The organism is Caballeronia catudaia (assembly GCF_001544755.2).
Lineage (GTDB): Bacteria > Pseudomonadota > Gammaproteobacteria > Burkholderiales > Burkholderiaceae > Caballeronia > Caballeronia catudaia.
In genome coordinates, this window is sequence record NZ_FCOF02000050.1 from 1 (window position 1) to 17660 (window position 17660).

At 65.4% G+C, this 17660-nt stretch carries 15 protein-coding genes; 7 read left to right on the plus strand and 8 right to left on the minus strand.

All coding sequences use genetic code 11. The features are described from left to right. The coding region (locus AWB75_RS31135) for a transposase (RefSeq protein WP_407642185.1) at positions 1-363 on the plus strand (363 nt) is incomplete at its 5' end. A gap of 183 nt (positions 364-546) precedes the next feature. Here the strand turns inward: AWB75_RS31135 and AWB75_RS37400 are convergent. The 8 genes from AWB75_RS37400 to AWB75_RS31170 all read right to left on the minus strand — a co-directional run bounded on the left by AWB75_RS37400 (position 547) and on the right by AWB75_RS31170 (position 10175). Continuing rightward, positions 547-888 carry a hypothetical protein gene (locus AWB75_RS37400; protein WP_143746552.1) on the minus strand — a complete coding sequence of 114 codons (342 nt, stop codon included), beginning with the start codon at positions 886-888 and terminating at the stop codon, positions 547-549. Between the two features lie 307 nt (positions 889-1195). Then, positions 1196-1984: a PP2C family protein-serine/threonine phosphatase gene (locus AWB75_RS31140; RefSeq protein ID WP_061127855.1), complete on the minus strand. Its 789-nt coding sequence runs from the start codon at positions 1982-1984 to the stop codon at positions 1196-1198. Between the two features lie 22 nt (positions 1985-2006). Beyond that, positions 2007-3371: a type VI secretion system-associated FHA domain protein TagH gene (tagH, locus tag AWB75_RS31145; protein WP_061127856.1), complete on the minus strand. Its 1365-nt coding sequence runs from the start codon at positions 3369-3371 to the stop codon at positions 2007-2009. Positions 3372-3374: 3 nt separating this feature from the next. Further along, positions 3375-6008, minus strand: a complete 2634-nt coding sequence (gene tssH / locus AWB75_RS31150) for a type VI secretion system ATPase TssH (RefSeq protein WP_061127857.1) — start codon at positions 6006-6008, stop codon at positions 3375-3377. 73 nt (positions 6009-6081) lie between these two features. Further along, the gene (gene tssG / locus AWB75_RS31155; protein WP_061127858.1) at positions 6082-7176 is read right to left on the minus strand and encodes a type VI secretion system baseplate subunit TssG; all 1095 of its coding nucleotides are present in this window, start codon (positions 7174-7176) and stop codon (positions 6082-6084) included. After that, positions 7152-9038, minus strand: a complete 1887-nt coding sequence (gene tssF / locus AWB75_RS31160; protein WP_061127859.1) for a type VI secretion system baseplate subunit TssF — start codon at positions 9036-9038, stop codon at positions 7152-7154. The genes tssG and tssF overlap by 25 nt, the downstream gene beginning before the upstream one ends. Positions 9039-9052: 14 nt before the next feature. Next, on the minus strand, positions 9053-9559 hold the full coding sequence (tssE, locus tag AWB75_RS31165) for a type VI secretion system baseplate subunit TssE (RefSeq protein WP_061127860.1): 507 nt from the start codon (positions 9557-9559) through the stop codon (positions 9053-9055). Positions 9560-9575: 16 nt separating this feature from the next. Beyond that, positions 9576-10175 carry a type VI secretion system tube protein Hcp gene (locus AWB75_RS31170; RefSeq protein ID WP_087087066.1) on the minus strand — a complete coding sequence of 200 codons (600 nt, stop codon included), beginning with the start codon at positions 10173-10175 and terminating at the stop codon, positions 9576-9578. A gap of 166 nt (positions 10176-10341) precedes the next feature. On the opposite strand from AWB75_RS31170, the gene AWB75_RS31175 reads away from it, so the two are divergent. From AWB75_RS31175 to AWB75_RS31195, 6 genes are read left to right on the plus strand one after another with little or no spacing between them, the layout of a single operon-like run. Then, a complete protein-coding gene (locus AWB75_RS31175) occupies positions 10342-10824 on the plus strand; it encodes an Hcp family type VI secretion system effector (protein ID WP_061127861.1) in 483 nt (160 codons plus the stop codon). 19 nt (positions 10825-10843) lie between these two features. Then, positions 10844-13264, plus strand: a complete 2421-nt coding sequence (locus AWB75_RS31180) for a type VI secretion system Vgr family protein (RefSeq protein WP_087087061.1) — start codon at positions 10844-10846, stop codon at positions 13262-13264. 15 nt (positions 13265-13279) lie between these two features. Further along, positions 13280-13621 carry a hypothetical protein gene (locus AWB75_RS31185; RefSeq protein WP_061127862.1) on the plus strand — a complete coding sequence of 114 codons (342 nt, stop codon included), beginning with the start codon at positions 13280-13282 and terminating at the stop codon, positions 13619-13621. Further along, positions 13581-13814: a hypothetical protein gene (locus AWB75_RS37405; protein WP_143746554.1), complete on the plus strand. Its 234-nt coding sequence runs from the start codon at positions 13581-13583 to the stop codon at positions 13812-13814. Before AWB75_RS31185 ends, AWB75_RS37405 begins: the two co-directional genes overlap by 41 nt. A gap of 2 nt (positions 13815-13816) precedes the next feature. Continuing rightward, entirely contained in the window at positions 13817-14197 is a 381-nt protein-coding gene (locus tag AWB75_RS31190; RefSeq protein ID WP_061127863.1) for a PAAR domain-containing protein, read from the plus strand. 28 nt (positions 14198-14225) lie between these two features. Further along, complete coding sequence (locus AWB75_RS31195; RefSeq protein ID WP_061127864.1) at positions 14226-17657, plus strand: RHS repeat-associated core domain-containing protein; 3432 nt, start codon at positions 14226-14228, stop codon at positions 17655-17657. The last annotated feature ends 3 nt before the right edge of the window (positions 17658-17660 follow it).

The window sequence follows — 17660 nt, forward strand, 5'->3', positions numbered from 1 at the left end:
ACCGTGCTGGCCGACCTCGGGTTTCGCGGGGTTGATGCCGATATCGCCCCGGTGCAGTTGATTCATCGAGGTAAACATAAGTCACTAAGCAGTACACAACGAAGATGGTTAAAGCGCCGCCAAGCGATAGAACCGATCATTGGGCATGTGAAGCAGGACCACGGCATGCAGCGTTGCTGGCTCAAAGGGCAAAACGGCGACGCGTTACATGCGGTGCTATGTGCGGTGGGCTATAACCTTCGCTGGTTGTTGCGCGCTATTGTTCGTCTGGGGCTTGCGCCCGCATTTTTTGTTCTCGAGTGGCTGCGCAGCCTCCACAAAGTCTCGCGAGAAGCCTTGCTCCCATCTCATACAACTGCCTGAGTTCAGAAAGTACAAGAGCACCTGATCGAGCGCCCGGAGGCGTGCGCGAAGAAAACCGAATTTTGCAGGTGTGACTACTTAGGTGGACACAGAGAGTATCAGCGGTTGAGTAGCGGCAGAGGACGAGCTTGTCCCGGTAAACTTGGCATGGAGATTGTTCAATTGCTTCGTAGCCGACTTGCACTACATTCTCCGGGGAAGCGAAATAGATAACCCGATGGAATCGTTCAGTATGTAAAGGCGCGAGCCGAGGCGCGATTGGAGCATTTCACAGCGCTTCTGCCGCGATGTGCCAACGGAGGCAGGCATCGCGCCGGCTTCCTTTTCGATATACTCAAACCAACGCCAATCGCCATCAACAGTCCAATCCAGACGAACCGGATCACTCCATATATCCCCACGCTCCGTAGAGAAGTAGTTCTCTTCAATATAGTTGAACCAGTCTTCAGTACATGGCGTGGCAGACGGAGGTGAAGGGATATGTGTCGTAATTGTGAGATAGCCGAGCAAGAGAGCTACCGTCATTCCGATCCATGCCTTATATCGAAGTTGCACGTTACTATTTCCAAATTAAATCGACGGCAGTACTGTAGCATGACAATTTGAGTTAATTCGGAGTACATGACACTCGTAGCATCGCGCGCCTTACATGCCGGACTTGTGAGCGAACCGTGAGCTACGACCGGGAAAGCCATGACGATTCTCGTGGCTGCGTGCATCAGGCGCCGTCCAAATGTGCCGCCCACGCTTTCATCAGCGGGCGGCGCTGCTCAAGCAAGTCGGTTCGGTGATAGCCCGCTTCGACGCCTTTACGGGGCAACGCATGCACGTTTTATATGTGAACAGACCCTGGCATCACCGTCGTCTGCGATGCATCGCCGATCCACACCGCGCTCGCCGTGAAGTTGTCGTGATTCGGGCGCGCGGCTTCGCGCAGATGCGACACCATCAGATCGAGCCATTCGGCGGGCGTTTGCGCACGTCCGATGGCGTCGATCATCACGGATTCGTCGAGATACTCCCAGAAGCCGTCGGTGCACAGGAGAAAGGCGTCGCCATCGGCGATGACGAACGGTTCGTCCGATGCCGATATCGCCAGATCGTCCGCCGTGCCGAGCGCCGAGAACAGCACGTTGCGGCGCGGGTGATGGCGCACGTCGCGCGAATCGAGCAGGTTCGCGTCGATCATGCTCTGCACGAGGCTGTGATCCTGCGTCTGCACGACGGTCGCGCCGCGCCGGAAACAGTAAAGGCGCGTGTCGCCGCAATGCGCCCACGCCGCGACGCCCGCCGCTTCGTCGATGCCGAGCAGCACGGCGGTCGAACGCATCTGCGCGAGCTCGCGATCGTGTTCCTGTGCATCGATGATCGCGTCGTTGGCGCGCAAGAGCACGCGCAGCAGATTCGGCCCGGTCAGCGCGACGCCCGCCAGCGCGATGCGCGTGAGTTCCGCGAGCACGGTATCGACGGCGATGCGCGACGCCGCGTCGCCGCCGCCGTGACCGCCCGCGCCATCGGCGACGACGCTCGCAAAGAGCGCCGCGTGCCGCCATTGCCCGAGCGCGTCCTCGTTGCGCGACCGGCCGCCCGTTTCGCTCACGCTCGCGGTTTGCAGTTGCATGTCGTGCCTCTCGTTGCTGGCGTCACTGGCGATCGCGCCGTTTCAGTTCGTCGATCTGCGCCTCGTAAGCGGCGACGAACGCGCGGCCGAACAGCGTGTGGAAATCCTCTGTGGCTTCGCGCGAAAGCTGCCCGTACATCTCGATGAACAAGTCCCAGCAGCGCGCGCGGCGGGACAGGCCGGGCAGGAAGCCGTCGAGCAAGGAGCGTCCCGACAGGCGCGTCTCGATGCGCTGCGGCTCGAAGCGTTCGAACACGCCGTCGAGCGCGGCGCGCATGCCCGCGACCATGCCGACCTGATGCGCGCGCAAGTCGGCGTAGGCGTCCTCGAACGCGACGGCGGGCGCCATGAAGCCGCGCATCTGCGGATTGAGCAGATGCATGAGCGCCGCTTCCACGTTCGGTGAAAACTTGAGCGGATTGTTGTCCGATGCCTCGATCATCGTCGCGCCTGTGCGCATCTCGCGCTTGAGCGCGGCGCGGGCCGCGAGCAGTTCGAGCGTGCCGCGCGCAGCTTCGCGCAACAATTCGCCAATGAGCTGCATCAGCGCGGGCGTGAGCGCCTCGATGCGCACGCCATGCGTGTTCAGGCCGCGCAGGAAGGCATCGACGAGCGCGCGGTCGTCGGTCGTCGGTGCTTGCGAAGGCGCGGGCTTCGGCGTCGGAGCCGATTGCGGACGCGGCGGCGTGAACGCGCTGTGCAGTTCCGAACCCGCGTCGGAGCGCGTCGCGGGCGATTCGGCGGGGCGCGCGGCGCCGGTGAGACTCGCGAACGGATCGGCGTCGTGGGCGGTGTTCGGCTGCGTCAGCGGCGCGATGAACGCATCCGGTTCCAAAGAAACCGGCGCGAGATCGAACAATTCGTCGATGGAGCGTCTGGACGCCGGATCGTCGAAACCGAAGTCGAAGTCTTCCGCACGGACAGGAGCACGCTGGTGCACAGGCTTCGGCGCGGCCAGGAGGTCGTCGGCTTCGAAATCGTTTTGCGGCTTCGGCGCGGCGGGCGCTTCATCGAACAGACCGGAGAACGGATCGTCGTCGGATGAGGTTTTGTTCGCGCTGACCGTGTCGTCATCGGCGTCCATGTCGGCGCGAAGCTGATAACCGCCGATCTGCACTTCGTCGCCGTGCGCGAGCGTCACTTCCTGACCGGGATCGAGCGGCGCGCCGTTGACGAGCGCGGGGTTGCTGCCGCGATCGATCAGGAGATAGCGCCCGTCGCGCCACGCGATCTGCACGTGCAGCCGCGACACGGTGCGCTCGGCGTCGTCGAGCACGAGCCGGTTCGACACGGCGCGGCCGATCGTGCCGCCATCGGTATCGAAGGTCGCCGTCAGCGGCACGCGCGGCGGCTGTCCGTTGTGAAGCGTCACCGTGAGCGTGAGCATGATTCAGTCGAACGCGTAGACGAATTCGCCCGCGCTCGCCGACAGCCGGATGCGCGCGAGCGCGCCGCCTTCGGTGAGACGCGTCAGATATTCGGTCGAAATGCGCGGCAGCACGGTGTTCGTGAGCAGCGCGTCGATCACGCGCCCGCCCGATTCGCTTTCCGTGCAGCGCGAGACGATGAGCCGCACGGCGTCGTCGTCGTAATCGAACGGAATGCCGTGGTTGTCAGCGACGCGCCGCCGGATGCGCTCGAGTTGCAGGCGCACGATGGCGGCCATCATCGTGTCGGAGAGCGGGTAATACGGCACCGTGACGAGGCGGCCGAGCAGCGCGGCGGGAAACACGTCGAGCAGCGGCCGGCGCAACGCGCGCGCGAGTTCGTCGGGCGCGGGCGCGTTCGACGGATCGCGGCACATCGACATGATGATGTCCGAGCCGACATTCGACGTGAGCAGGATGATCGTGTTCTTGAAGTCGATATAACGTCCTTCGCCGTCTTCCATCCAGCCTTTGTCGAAGACCTGAAAGAAGATTTCGTGCACGTCCGGATGCGCTTTCTCGACTTCGTCGAGCAGCACGACGCTGTAGGGGCGGCGGCGCACGGCTTCGGTCAGGATGCCGCCTTCGCCGTAACCGACGTAACCGGGCGGCGCGCCCTTCAGCGTCGAGACGGTGTGCGCTTCCTGGAACTCGCTCATGTTGATGGTGATGACGTTCTGCTCGCCGCCATAGAGCGTTTCGGCGAGCGCGAGCGCGGTTTCCGTCTTGCCGACGCCCGATGTGCCCGCGAGCAGGAACACGCCGATCGGCTTGTCGGGATTGTCGAGCCGCGCGCGCGACGTCTGGATGCGCTTCGCGATCATCGCGAGCGCGTGGCGCTGGCCGATCACGCGCCGATCGAGCGCGTCGGCGAGATGCAGCACGGCGTCGAGCTCGTTTTTCAGCATCCGGCCGACGGGAATGCCCGTCCAGTCCGCGACGACGCCCGCGATCACGCCCGCATCGACGCTCGGCAGAATCAGCGGCGCGTCGCCCTGCAACGCGGCGAGACGCGCTTTCAGCTCGGCGAGGCGCGCGAGGTGTTCATCGCGCGAGGGCGCATCGACGGCTTCGCCTGCTTCGCGCAGCGACGCGCGCAAGCTCAGCAATTCGTCGACGACGCCTTTCTCTTCGTTCCAGCGCGCCTCCAGCCCGCCGAGCGCATCGCGTTCGCGGGCGAGCGCCGCTGCGACATCGCCGCCGCGCGTGCCGGTATCGACGCCCGCATGCGCTTCCCGCGCGACGATCTGCGCTTCCACGTCGAGCGCTTCGATGCGGCGGCGGCAGTCGTCGACCTGCGCGGGCGTCGCGTGCTGGCTGACGGCCACGCGCGCGCACGCGGTGTCCAGCAACGACACGGCCTTGTCGGGCAACTGCCGCGCCGGAATGTAGCGATGCGACAGCCGCACGGCCGCCTCGATCGCCTCGTCGAGCAACTGCACGCGATGATGCCCTTCGAGCACCGCCGCGACGCCGCGCAGCATGCGCACGGCCTTGTCTTCGTCCGGTTCCTGCACCTGCACGACCTGAAAGCGCCGCGTGAGCGCCGGGTCTTTCTCGATGTGCCGCTTGTATTCGGCCCACGTCGTGGCGCCGATCGTGCGCAGATCGCCGCGCGCGAGCGCCGGTTTCAGCAGATTGGCCGCGTCGCCCGTGCCCGCCGCGCCGCCCGCGCCGACGAGCGTATGCACTTCGTCGATGAACAGAATCACCGGTTTCGGGCTCGCCTGCACTTCCTCGACGACCTGCCGCAGACGCTGCTCGAACTCGCCTTTCATGCTCGCGCCCGCCTGCAAGAGCCCGAGATCGAGCGACAGCAGCGCGACTTCACGCAAGGGCGGCGGCACGTCGCCGCGCACGAGACGCTGCGCGAAGCCTTCGACGACCGCCGTCTTGCCGACGCCCGCTTCGCCCGTCAGGAGCGGATTGTTCTGCCGCCGCCGCATCAGAATGTCGATGAGCTGGCGGATTTCGTCGTCGCGGCCGGTGACGGGATCGAGCGCGTTTTTGCGCGCTTTATCGGTGAGATCGGTCGCGTATTTGCGCAGCGCGTCCTGGCTGCCCAGGGCTGCTTGCGCGGGTTCCGGAGCAGCCGCGTCTTGCGGTGCGGCCTCCGTCTCCTCGACCGAATCCGCGACGATGCGCGCGAAGTTGTCCGACAGGTCTTCCAGCTTGATGCGCTCGAACTGCTTCGATATGCCGAAGAGCACGTGCCGCAGCCGCTGCGTCTTCAGCATGCCGACGAGCAGATGGCCGGTGCGCACTTTCGTCGCGCCGAACAGCAGCGTGCCGTAGACCCAGCCGCGCTCGATGGCATCGCCGATATGCTCCGATATATCCGAGATCGAGGTCGCGCCGCGCGGCAGGCGATCGAGCGACGCGGTCAGTTCGCGCGCGAGCGCGGCCGCATCGACGCCGTAATGCGCGACGATGCGCTGCCAGTCGGAGTTCGGCGTCTCCAGAATCTGCATGATCCAGTGCGCGAGTTCGACATAGGGATTGCCGCGCATCTTGCAGTAGACCGTCGCGCTTTCGACGGTCTTGTAGCCGAGCCTGTCCAGCTTGCCGAACAGCGCGACACGACTGATTTCCGCCATCGCGTTTTCTCCTCACGAGCCTCCATCGAATAAGACGGCGCAGCGGCGGGGATTTTGCAAGCCGGCGTGCCTGTTACCGACAATGCGCGTCGGCGTCGAGCGCGAGATCGGCGCAATCGGCGTGTCGCGCGGCGAGACCGAGCCACGCCGAAAGCCCAAGCCGTCCGTAGCGGCCGATCTGCGCGGTCGGCACGTCGTCGGCGGCGAGCACGAGTTGCGCGTCCCACGCGAGCTCGCCGTTCAGATGCCGGCGAACCACGGCGACGAGCGTCGGCAGCGCGTCGCCGCCCGGCAGCAGCGCTTCGAACTGCGCGAGCGACAGCGGCCCGATCGCGAGCCGGAATGCGTGCTGACGATCCCATACGGCGCGGCCGAGCACGGCGCCGCGTCCGAGTCGCGCCAGGTTCGGCGAATGAGCGGACGCATCGCCCGAAAAGCGCGCCGAGCGATGACGCAGGGCGGTGCGTTCATCGCGTTGCAGCGTCATCCAGTGCCCGCGATACGGCTCGACGCGCACCGGCACGCGCAACAGCGCGCCCGCGATGGCTTCGAGCGCGTCGGCGGGACGCGTCTGCATGTTCAGCAGGCCGGCGAAATGCAGCTTCGCGTGATCCGAAACCGCATCGCGATGACGGCTCGCTTCATCCGCGATGCCGATCAGCGCGCCCGCGTAGAACGCGAATCGGTCGTCGCCCGGACGATCCAGCCCGTTGACCGGCCGCCCCTGCGCCCACGCGCGATAAAACAGCAGCAGCAAACGATGCAGCAGCGCATCGAGGAGGCGCGCGAACGCGGTATCGCCGTGATGCAGCGCGCGTTCGCGGGCGAAATCCGTCAGATGCAGCGGCAGCGGGCCATTCGGGCCGAGATAGCCGAAAAAGCGCTGTTCGAGACGCGGCGCGCGGGCGTCGGGATCGTGCGCGAGCGCGGCGAGCGGCGCGGGCGCGAAGGCGAGCGAGACGTCTTGCGCGAGGCGGATCGGCTCGTCGGCGGGACGCGCGCCGCAGCCAAGACGCGGCAAGTGCGGCGTCAGCGCCTCGACATGGCGCATCACGCGATAGAAATCGTGCCGATGCGGCTCGGCGGCGACGGCGTCGAACAGTTCGACGAGCGCACGCGCGGGCTCGGGAAGCGCCGCCGCGCTCAGAAAATCGCTCTCGTGCCGCATCGCGGTGACAACCGCAGGATTTCGCCGCGCGCGCTGGTGCGCAGCGCGGTTTGCACGAACGCGTTGATCGACACGTAGCGCGCGAAGAAGCGGTCGAGCACGCTGCCGAACAGCCAGGCGCTGCCACCCTGAAAGGCGAGCTCGTCGACGAGCACGTCGATCAGCAGGCCGCGCCCGAACGCGATCGGACCGGGCATCGGCAGACGGCGCACGACGCCTTGCGCATCCACGGACACGACGCCCGCGACCTGGGCTTTGCCGGCCTGATCGGTGTCCGGAACGTGCAGCATCAGGAGCGCGCGCAACGCGGCGGCGGCTTCGCGCGGGCCGTTGCTCATCGACAAATAATGCAGCGACAACTGATCGATCAGCCGCCAGCTTCGCGCCGCGTCGAGGTTCGCGGGCGCGGGCCGCGACGGGCCGCTCACGCATCGGACGTGGCTCACGGGCGCGGCGATGTCGAGCGAAAAATCGTTGCCCGTGGCGCTCGGCGGCATCATCAGCGGCAGATCGCGGTTGGTGCAGAGCGTCGCGAACGTGAGTTGCCGCAGCGAACCGCGATACGGCGCGGCGTTCGGATCGACGATCGACACATACGTCTCGCTGCCGATGTATTCAGTGCGCGCGCCGCTCTTGCGCCGCCCGGCGGGCACGACGCGCGGCTCGCGCTCGGTCGTGAAATACGCGGCGTCGCCGGGGCGGTCCGTCAGAAAATCCGCGTAGAACGGATGAAACATCTGCTCGGTGTCGTCGCTCGCGCCGTAGCCCGACACAGCGGTCACCGAATGCACTTCGAAGTCGAGCGGATGCGTGCGGTCCGGCACGACATGAAAGCGCGCGGCGGCTTCCGTCACCAGCGCGCGGTCGGCGCGCTTCGGGAAGAGATTGATCGCGGGCACGCAGTCGAGCAGCACGTTGCTGTTCGTGACGACGCGCGCAAGCGACGCATCGCCGTTGGCGAGCAGGAACGTCAGCTCGATGTCGCGCGACACGAACGACGGCAGGATATCCGCGAAACCGGCGACGCGCGCGAAGCGAAAGCGCTGCGGCAGCGCGAAATATTCGTGCAGCAGCCGATAACCCTGGAACGCGTTCGGCGTGACGGGCAAAAGCGCTTCGCGATCGCTGAAACCGGCGGGCGCGACGGCGTCGGCGGGCAACGCGGCGAGCGCGCGGCTCGGCCGCTCGGGCGTGGAAACGACGACGGCGAGCGTGCCCGCCATCACGAGCTCGTACAGCCGATACGCGGTGTCGTCGGCGCCCGCGAAATAGAGGTTGAGCGCGTCGAGACGCAATGCGTCGAACGACAAGCCTTCGGGCGTCGAAAGGCGGATGCGCAGCGCGCCCTTCACGCGATGCGCGAGCGCCTGCGTCGCGGGCAGCGCGGCGAGCGGCAAGTCCTGCATCTGCGCGACATAGCGCGCTTCGGCGAGTTCGATCGGCCAGAGCGTGAGATCGGCGCCGGTGCGGAATTCGCACGGCGCCGTATGCGCGCTCGCCGCCGTCCGTCCGATGAGCGCCGTGCCGCGCGGCACCGTGAAGCCTTCGGCGAGATTCGGATTCGCGAGATCGGGCGCGAGCTGCGCGATCAGCATCGACGGCGTCGGACACGCGGCTTGCGGCAGCACGACGTGCGTGAGCTGCTGCGTGAAGCGCGGAAATTCCTCCTCGATCTTCAACTGCACGCGCGCGGCAAGAAACGCCGTGCCTTCTAGCAGGCGTTCGACGTAAGGATCGGCGACGTCGATGCCGCTCATGCCGAGGCGCGCCGCGATCTTCGGAAACTGCTGCGCGAACTCAGCGCCCATGTCCCGCAGATGCGCGAGCTCGGTGTTGTAGTGACGCAGAAGGCGCGGGTCCATGAGCGTGATCGTCGTCAGCGAGGCAGTTCCATCACCGTGATGCCGCCTTCTTCCAGATCAATTTCCGTGCGCAGCGCGAATTCCAGCGGCACCGGCTGCGCCCACAACATGCCGCGAATCACGAGCGCGATCTGGTTGTGCATGTCGAGCACGGAGCGGTCCAGCACGGGTTCGATTTCGAGCGTCGACGGATCGATGCGCGGCTCGAAACGCTCGATCGCCTGGCGGATCGCCTGTTCGAGCAAAACCGTGTCGATCGTCGATGCGAAGCGCCCCGACAGGCACGGCAAGCCGTAGTTGAGCACCGACGCGAACGCGTGCGGAAAGCCGTCCTCGGAAATCGCGCCGCCGAGATTCGTCGTGTTGAAGAGCCACGAGACGTCGCGCAGCACGGCCGCGCGCAACCCGCGATGCGTCATGAAGCGCTCTCCAGCGGGATCGGTGCGCGCGGCGGGATCGTCGTCGATCAGGCGATCGAGCAGCGTGGGCTGGAGGCGGTCGGCGGCGCTGGGCTCGTTCATCGGCTCGTGCTTTGGGTCAGGTCACGCGGCGCGCGGAGACATCGAGCGCGAACGTCACGTCCGCGCCGCGGCTGCCGGTTTCGGTTTGCGGCGCGCAGGTCATCGTGATTTGCAGCGCCGACAGCTCGAACACCTCGCACGGCCGCGCAAGGCGCGCGCTCGTGTAGATGTGATAGTTGCGGATATACGCCTGCTCCAGCTTCATCGACAGGTATTCGATCTGCACGCCATGATCCGTGCCCGCCGACTTGAAGCAGCGAATGTGCGCGAGCGCGAGCAATTCCGCCTGCGCGCACAGCCGCGCGAGCACGGGCGACGCCGAATCCACCGATTTGATGACGCCGAGCGCCGTCACGCGCATGTCGTTGGCGTTGAGCGCGGCGGCGAGCGGCGCGGCGTCGTAGCCTTGCGCCCAGCGCCAGCCGTGGATCTGCATCGGCGTGTCCCAGTCGCCGCGCTTTTTCGCTTCGCCCTTGACCGGCGTGTTGCTGCGCTTGGGCACGACCTGCAGAAACATGTCGTCGGAATCGGTGAGCGCGAGCAGATCGAACTGGCGCAGGGCGTCGATCGTGAGAATGCTTTCCGGGTGCGGCTCGCGCAGTTCTTGGCTTGGCATCGTGCTGATCCGTTGTACGGCGTATCGCACATAAGACGGTGCGCGCCGCGCGATTTTGAAGTTAAAAAACCGGTGGCGCGATTCGTTTAACCAGTGGATTGCATGCGCGTGGCGGATAAGGCAACGCATCGCATGGCAACGAAAGCCGATCACGACGGAGGATCACATGGCTACGACCGACTGCTATCTGAAGATCGATGGAATCGACGGCGAGTCGAAGCACAAGGGGGCGGAAGGACAGATCGAGGTGATGAGCTTCACCTGGGGCGTGACGAACGCCAGCAATCCGATGACGGGCAGCGGCAGCGGCATCGGCAAGGCGTGTCCGGGCGTCTTCCAGTTCGTGCACCAATACGACAAGTCCGCGCCCACGCTGAAGAAGAACTGCGCGAGCGGCAAGCACATGAAAGACGCGAAGCTCACGGTCAGCAAGGCGGGCGAAGGGCAAAAGGAGTTCCTCACCGTCACGATGAAGCAGGTCACCGTCACGCAAGTGGCGCTGAAATGCGAGCCGAACGGCCATCCGGAACAGACCGTCGATCTGAGTTACGCGGACATCGAATTCGAATACAAGCCGCAGGACGACAAGGGCGCGCTCGGCGGCGCCGTGAAGTTCGGCTGGGACGTGCGCAGCACCGAAGTGCGCTGATCGAAACGACGGTGCGCCAATGCCCAACGATGTCGCCGCGCAAAGCCCGCTCGTCAGCGTCGATACGCCGCTCGGCGACGATCTGCGCATCCTGGGCGTGCGCGCGAGCGCGGAGCTCGGGCGCATGCCGCGCGTCGAACTGACGCTCGTGTCGAAGCGCGCGGACCTCGACTTCGGCCGCATCCTGGGCAAGCACGTAAAAGTCTCGCTCAGCGTGCCGAAGGCGAAGCCGCGCGTGTTCGGCGGTTACGTGGTCGGCTTTCGGCAGACGGGCATGCGCGGACGGCTGCATGTCTACGAAGCGGTGGTGCGGCCTTGGCTGTGGCTGCTCGCGCGGCGCAGCACCTGCCGCATCTTTCAGAACAAGACGGTCGAGGAGATCGTGACGGCCGTGTTCGCGGACCCGGTCTACAAAGGTCTCGAATTCGGCGAAATCAAGTGGAAGGCGAGCACGCGCGCGCATCCGCCGCGTGAATACTGCGTGCAGTATCGCGAATCGGATTTCAACTTCGTGAGCCGTCTGCTCGAAGACGAAGGCATCTACTACTGGTTTCAGGACAAGGACGGCAAGGAATCGCTGATCCTGACCGACACGCTCGCCGCGCACGAAAGCGTCGCGGGTTGCGAATCGCTGCCGTATGGCGCGGTGATGGCCGCCGCGCCCGATATCGAATACGTGAGCGAGTGGCGCACGCATCACGCGATCGAAACGCGCAACTGGCTGCTCACCGACTACGACTTCAAGCATCCGTCGCGGCCGTTGCAAAAGCAGGCCATGAAGCACATGCAGGGCTTCGACGCGTTTTCCGGGCTGGAACATTTCGATTATCCCGGCGGCTATGCCGAAGCCGATCACGGCGAGAGCCGCGCGAAAGCGCGCGCGGAAGAGTGGCGCGTGGAAGGCAGCGTGCCCGGCGACCCCGACATCAACTGGCATCAGGTGGAAGCGCGCACCAACAGCCGCAGCGTGCGCGCGGGCGCGCTCATCAAGCTGACGCGGCATCCGCGCGCCGATCAGAACGCGCAGTATCTCGTCACGCGCACGCGCCATGAAATCGAGCTCGCCGATTACGAAGCCTTCGACGGCGCGCAGGCGAATCGCTGCGAATGCTGGTTTTCCGCGATCGACGCGAAGCAGGCCTTCGCGCCCGCACGCAGCGCGCGCAAGCCGTTCGTGCAGGGGCCGCAGACGGCGGTCGTCGTCGGTCCGGGCGGCGACGAAATCTACACGGATCAATATGGCCGCGTGAAAGTGCAGTTCTTCTGGGACCGCCAGGGCAAGCGCGACGAAAACAGTTCGTGCTGGATTCGCGTGTCGCAGCCGTGGGCGGGCAAGGGCTTCGGCGCGGTCGCGATTCCGCGCATGGGCCAGGAAGTGATCGTCGATTTTCTGGAAGGCGATCCCGACCGGCCGATCATCACGGGCCGCGTGTACAACGCCGAGCAGATGCCGCCGTACGACTTGCCGGCGAACATGACGCAATCGGGCATCAAGAGCCGGTCGAGCAAAGGCGGCAGCGGCGCGAACTGCAACGAGCTGCGCTTCGAGGACAAGAAGGGCGCCGAGCAGGTTTTGATTCACGCGGAGAAGGATCAGAGCATCGAAGTCGAGAACGACGAGACGCATTGGGTCGGGCACGATCGAAAGAAGAATATCGATCACGACGAGACGACCGTCGTCAAACATGACCGCACGGAAACGGTCGGCAACAACGAGAAGATCGAAGTGGTGGTCGATCGCAACGAGAAAGTCGGCAACAACGAGACGATCGCGATCGTCGCGAATCGCACCGAAACCGTCGGCGGGCACGAGAACATCACGATCGACAAGACGCGCACGATCCTCGTCAAGATGATGGAAACCGCCAAGGTTCTGTTGCAGCGGACGCATTTCGTCGGCCTCAACGAGACGATCACGGTGGGTCTCGCGCAGGAAATCGCGATCGGCGCGTATCAACTCGTGAAGATCGTCGCGTATCAGAAAGTGAGCGTGGGCGCGGATCAGACGGTGAGCGTCGGCATCAATCAGAAGACCAGGGTCGGCGGCGATCAGACGCTCGACGTGACCGGCGCGCAGACCGTGACCGTCGGCAAGGATATGGGCGAGACGATCGACGGCGCGCAGTCGAGCACGGTCAAGAAGGCGCGCACGACATCGGTCACGGAAGACGATACGTTGACGGTCGGAAAGAATCTCAAGATCAGCGCCGCCGAATCGATCACGCTCGTGACCGGCGATGCGAGCATCACGATGAAGAAGGACGGCACGATCCAGATCAAGGGAAAGACCATCACCGCCGACGGGTCGAGCAAGATCGCGCTGACGTCCGCGAACATCAGCTCGGAGGCGTCGGCCAAGAACGTGACGAAGGGCGCGGCGGTCGAGCTGGAAGCGTCGGGCATCAACACGATCAAGGGCAGTCTCGTGAAGATCAACTAGCGCGAGGTCGATCGAATGAGCATCGAATTGCGGTTTCTCATGGCCGTCCTCGCAACCTGGCGTCTCGCATCGCTCTGCGCGAGGCACGACGGGCCGGCGCGGGTTTTGGCGCGCCTCAGGCGCATCGCGCGGCCGGGGCGCGAAGACGGCGTCGCGTGCGCGAAGTGCCTCGGCGTGTGGATCGCGATGCCGTTCGCGTGGTTCGTCTGCGGCGACATCGCCGGATGGATCGTCGCGTGGCTCGCGCTCGCCGGCGCGACGGCGCTGATCGAAGACTGGCTGCCGCCGGCGTTCGAATGGAGGGAGGCTCGCCGCGATGAGTTGTTGCCGCCGCAACCGGACGGTCGCGCTGACTGAATGGCATCGCGTCGCGGTGCGCTATTCGGGCGGCAGGACGCTGGCCGTCACAGGGCCGGTCACGGGTTCGGAGTACATCGTGTCGGGCGCGCGCCGCATCGTCTGGATGGATCCGCGCGACGCGCTCGTGCTGACGCGCACGCGGCTCTTTTCGCTCGACGGCGCCGCGCCGGGCCACACATCGGGAGCTTGATCATGGGAAAACCTGCCGCGCGAATCGGCGACACGACGAGCCACGGCTCGCCACTGCTCGGCGCGGGCTGCCCGACCGTGCTGATCGGCGGGAAGCCCGCGTGGCGCATCGGCGATCAGCACACGTGCCCGATTCCGAACGCGCCGCCGCCCGCGGGGCCGGGCACGCCGCACGGGCCGGGCGTCACGACGCCGGTGCCGGATGGCGGTTCGGGCCTGTGCCTGATCGGCGGCAAGCCGGCCGCGCGCATGGGCGACATCGTGATGGAGCCGGGCGCGATCGTGCCCTTGCCGCCGCCGAACAATATCGTGTCGGGCGAATTCACCGTGCTGATCGGCATGGGCGGCGGCGGCGGCGCGCCGTATTGCCCGACGTGTTCCTGACACGGATCGAAGCCAGGCGAGCGCGAGCATGTGCAATGTCGATGTCGCCACGGGCGAACTCACGCGTGTATCGACCGATGTCGTGCTGACCGGTGCGATTCCCTTCGAGTTCTCGCGCGTCTACTCCAGCCGCGACCCATCGCCGGGACCGCTCGGCCACGGCTGGCGAAGCAATGCGAACCTGTTTCTGCAATGGGACCAGCAAGGCGTCGCCTTCCACGATGAAGACGGCGAGAGCGTGAGGCTCGCGGTCGTCGCGGGCGAAGGGCGCGCGGCGAGCGACGACGCGAGCGTCACGCTGGAAAGGGCCGGCGCGTTGCTGCTGTTGCGGCGTGGCGACCGGCGGCGCTATTACTTCGAAAGCAGGCCGCGCGCGCGCGGCGTATGCCGCATCGACTCGATCCGCGATCGCAACGATCAGGCGCTGCGCTTTCACTATAGTCCGTCAGGACTGCTCGCGGGCGTGACCGGCACGACCGGGCGCGAGGCATTGTTCCGTTACGACGACGCGCAGCGCCTCGTCGCCATTGGCGTGCGGGCCGGCAGGCAGGCCGCGCATCTGTCCGTCGTGCGCCGCTTCTTCTTTGACGGCGCGAACGATCTCGTCGAAACGATGGACGAGATCGGCCGCGTCACGCGTTACGCGTATCGGGATCACCTGATGACGCGCGAGACCGGGCCGGACGGCAACAGCGTCTACTGGGTCTACGACGGCTCGCGGCGTTGCGTGCTGACCTGGCTCGAAGGCGGCATCCGCCTGCGGCGCTTTCGCCATGACGACCGCCGCGGCAGGGTGGAAGTGTGCAATTCGCTCGGACAGCGCACGATTTACGAGCGCGACGACGGCAATCGCATCGTCGGCATCGTCGATCCGATTGGCCGTCGCGTCACGCACAGTTACGATGCCGCGGGACTCCTGATCGGCACGACGGGCGGCGATGCGTCCGCGCGCGCGGTCAGCGTGTTCGATGAGCAAGCGAACTGCCTGACCGTCGTGCAGGCGGACGGCAGGAGCGTGAAGCATCATTTCGACGACGCCAATCTGCCGGTGCGTATCGAAGACGACGAAGGCAACGTGTGGCTGAAGGCCTACGACGAACGCGGACGTCTCGTGCGGAGTGTCGCGCCGGGCGGCATCGAATGGCGCTTCGCGTACGCGCAGGAAGGCTATGTGTGCCGCGCGGTCGATCCCTGCGGACACGCGATCCAGCAAGCTCGCACGCGCGACGCGGCGCACATGCGCGACGACACCGGCATCGTGTATCGACGCGATTACGGCGAGATGGGCGATCTGATCGCCGTCGTCGATGGCGCGGGGCGGCGAACCACGTTTCACTACGACGCCGCGGGCCGGCAGACGCGCATCGTGTTTCCCGATGGCACGTCGAGCCAGTGCGCGTACGACGCGAACGACAACATCGTGTCCGTGACCGATCCGCTGGGCCGCACCGTGCGCATGGATTACGACGCGGGCGGCATGCCGGTGCGCGAGACGCTGTCGAACGGCGATGCCTTCGAGCTGCGCTACGACACCGAGCAGCAGTTGACCGGCATCGTCAATCTGAAGGGCGAAACCGCGAGCATCCGCTACGACGCGGTGGGACGTCTCACGGACGTCACGCTCTTCGACGGCAGAATCGAGCGCTACGACTACGACGAGTCCGACAGGCTGATCCAGATCACGCGGCCTTCGGGCCGGCGCATGCGCATCGAGTACGACGACAACGGCGCGGTCGCGAGGCGGATCGCGTCGGATGGCACGGCGACATCGTTCGTTTATCGCAAGGGATTGCTCGAAGCGGCGACGAGCGGCGAAGTCCGCTTCGACCGCACCTTCGATGCGCGCGGGCGGCTCATCGGCGAGACGCAGGGCGCATTCGATTTCGCGTTGTCCTACGACAAGGTCGATAACCTCATTGCCGTGCAAGCGAATGTCGGGCGCTCGACGCGCTACGCCTATGACGGCCGCCGGCGCCTTGTCTCGTTGAACGATTCCGCACTCGGCGATTTCACCTTCGTCCACGACGAAGTCGATCTGCTCAGGCAGACGCATTGTCCGGGCGGCGCGCGCATCGAGAATACGTTCGATGTGCAGGATCGGCTCGTGCAGGTCGAAGCGTTCGACGCGGCCGGCCTCCGGCGCCTCACGCTGAGCTATGAATATGACGCGGCGGACCGTCTCGTCGCTGAAACGCTGCATCACGCGAACGCGGTGCGAACGACGCGCTATGCGTATGACCATCGCGATCAGGTCGTGTCGGTGATGCGCGGCGACGAAACCATCGAGCGCTACGCCTACGATGCCAACGGCAACATCGTGTTCAGCTCGCGCCACGGCGCGGCGCATGTCGGTCCCGGCGACAGGCTGCTCCAGTTCGGCGCCGCGCTCTTTCAGTACGACGACGACGGCAATCTGATCGAGCGGCGCGACGATACCGGCGTGACGCGTTTCGACTACGACGCGGAGTATCGGCTGACGCGTTTGAGTCTTCCCGATGGAAGCGTCATCGACTACGCGTACGACGCGATCGGCCGGCGCGTTCGCAAACGCGTCGCGGGCCGCGAGACGCGCATCGGCTGGAACGGCGAAACGGTCTATCGGGAAGTGTCGGACGAGGGCGTCATCGACTATCTGTTTCTGCCCGATTCGTTCGTGCCGCTTGCGTTCGCGGAGCGCGGCCGCCGGCTTTTCTGCGTGATGGGACAGAACGGCGCCCCGTGCGCGATGCTCGATGAAGCGGGACATCCCGTCTGGATACGCGATACCGATGTGTACGGCAACGACATCGCCGCCGCGCCGCGCGTGCGCTGCCCGACCGCCTATCTCGGGCAATACCGCGACGCTGACAGTGCGCTTCGCTATAACTATCATCGTTATTACGATCCGCGCATGGGGCGCTTCATCAGCATTGATCCGATCGGTTTCGAAGGCGGCTTCAATCTTTACCGCTTCGTCTCGAACACATTGACGACGATCGATCCGCTGGGTCTCTTCGAAATCGAGCTCTTCGCGCGTTGCGACTGGAACAAGGATCAGAAGGCGGCGTTTCAGGAAAAGGTCAACCGGTATAACAAGGCGATCGCCACGGAGCGTCGCAAGAAAAAGGATGGCATCTTCATCCAGAAGTGCGACCGGCTCGCGAAGAATCTGCGCGATGAATACCGCAAGTGCGGCAACAAGGAAGGTCCGCCGAGCGATCAGTCGCCGAAGGACAAGGGCAAGCCCGTCGACTGCAAGGACGATATCGACCATATCGTCGATTGTCAGATGGGCGGGCCGCAATCGGGTCCGGAGTTATGCAACAACCTTCGGCCGGTGAATGCGAGCGTCAACAGAAGCATCGGCTCGCAGGTGAGAAATCAGTTGAAGGGCAAGAATCTCAGTGAAGCATTGACCAAGGTCGTGGTCGGAACGCGTGACTGCGCCGGCGTGTCCGAGCGCACACCGGAATGCGGATAGCGG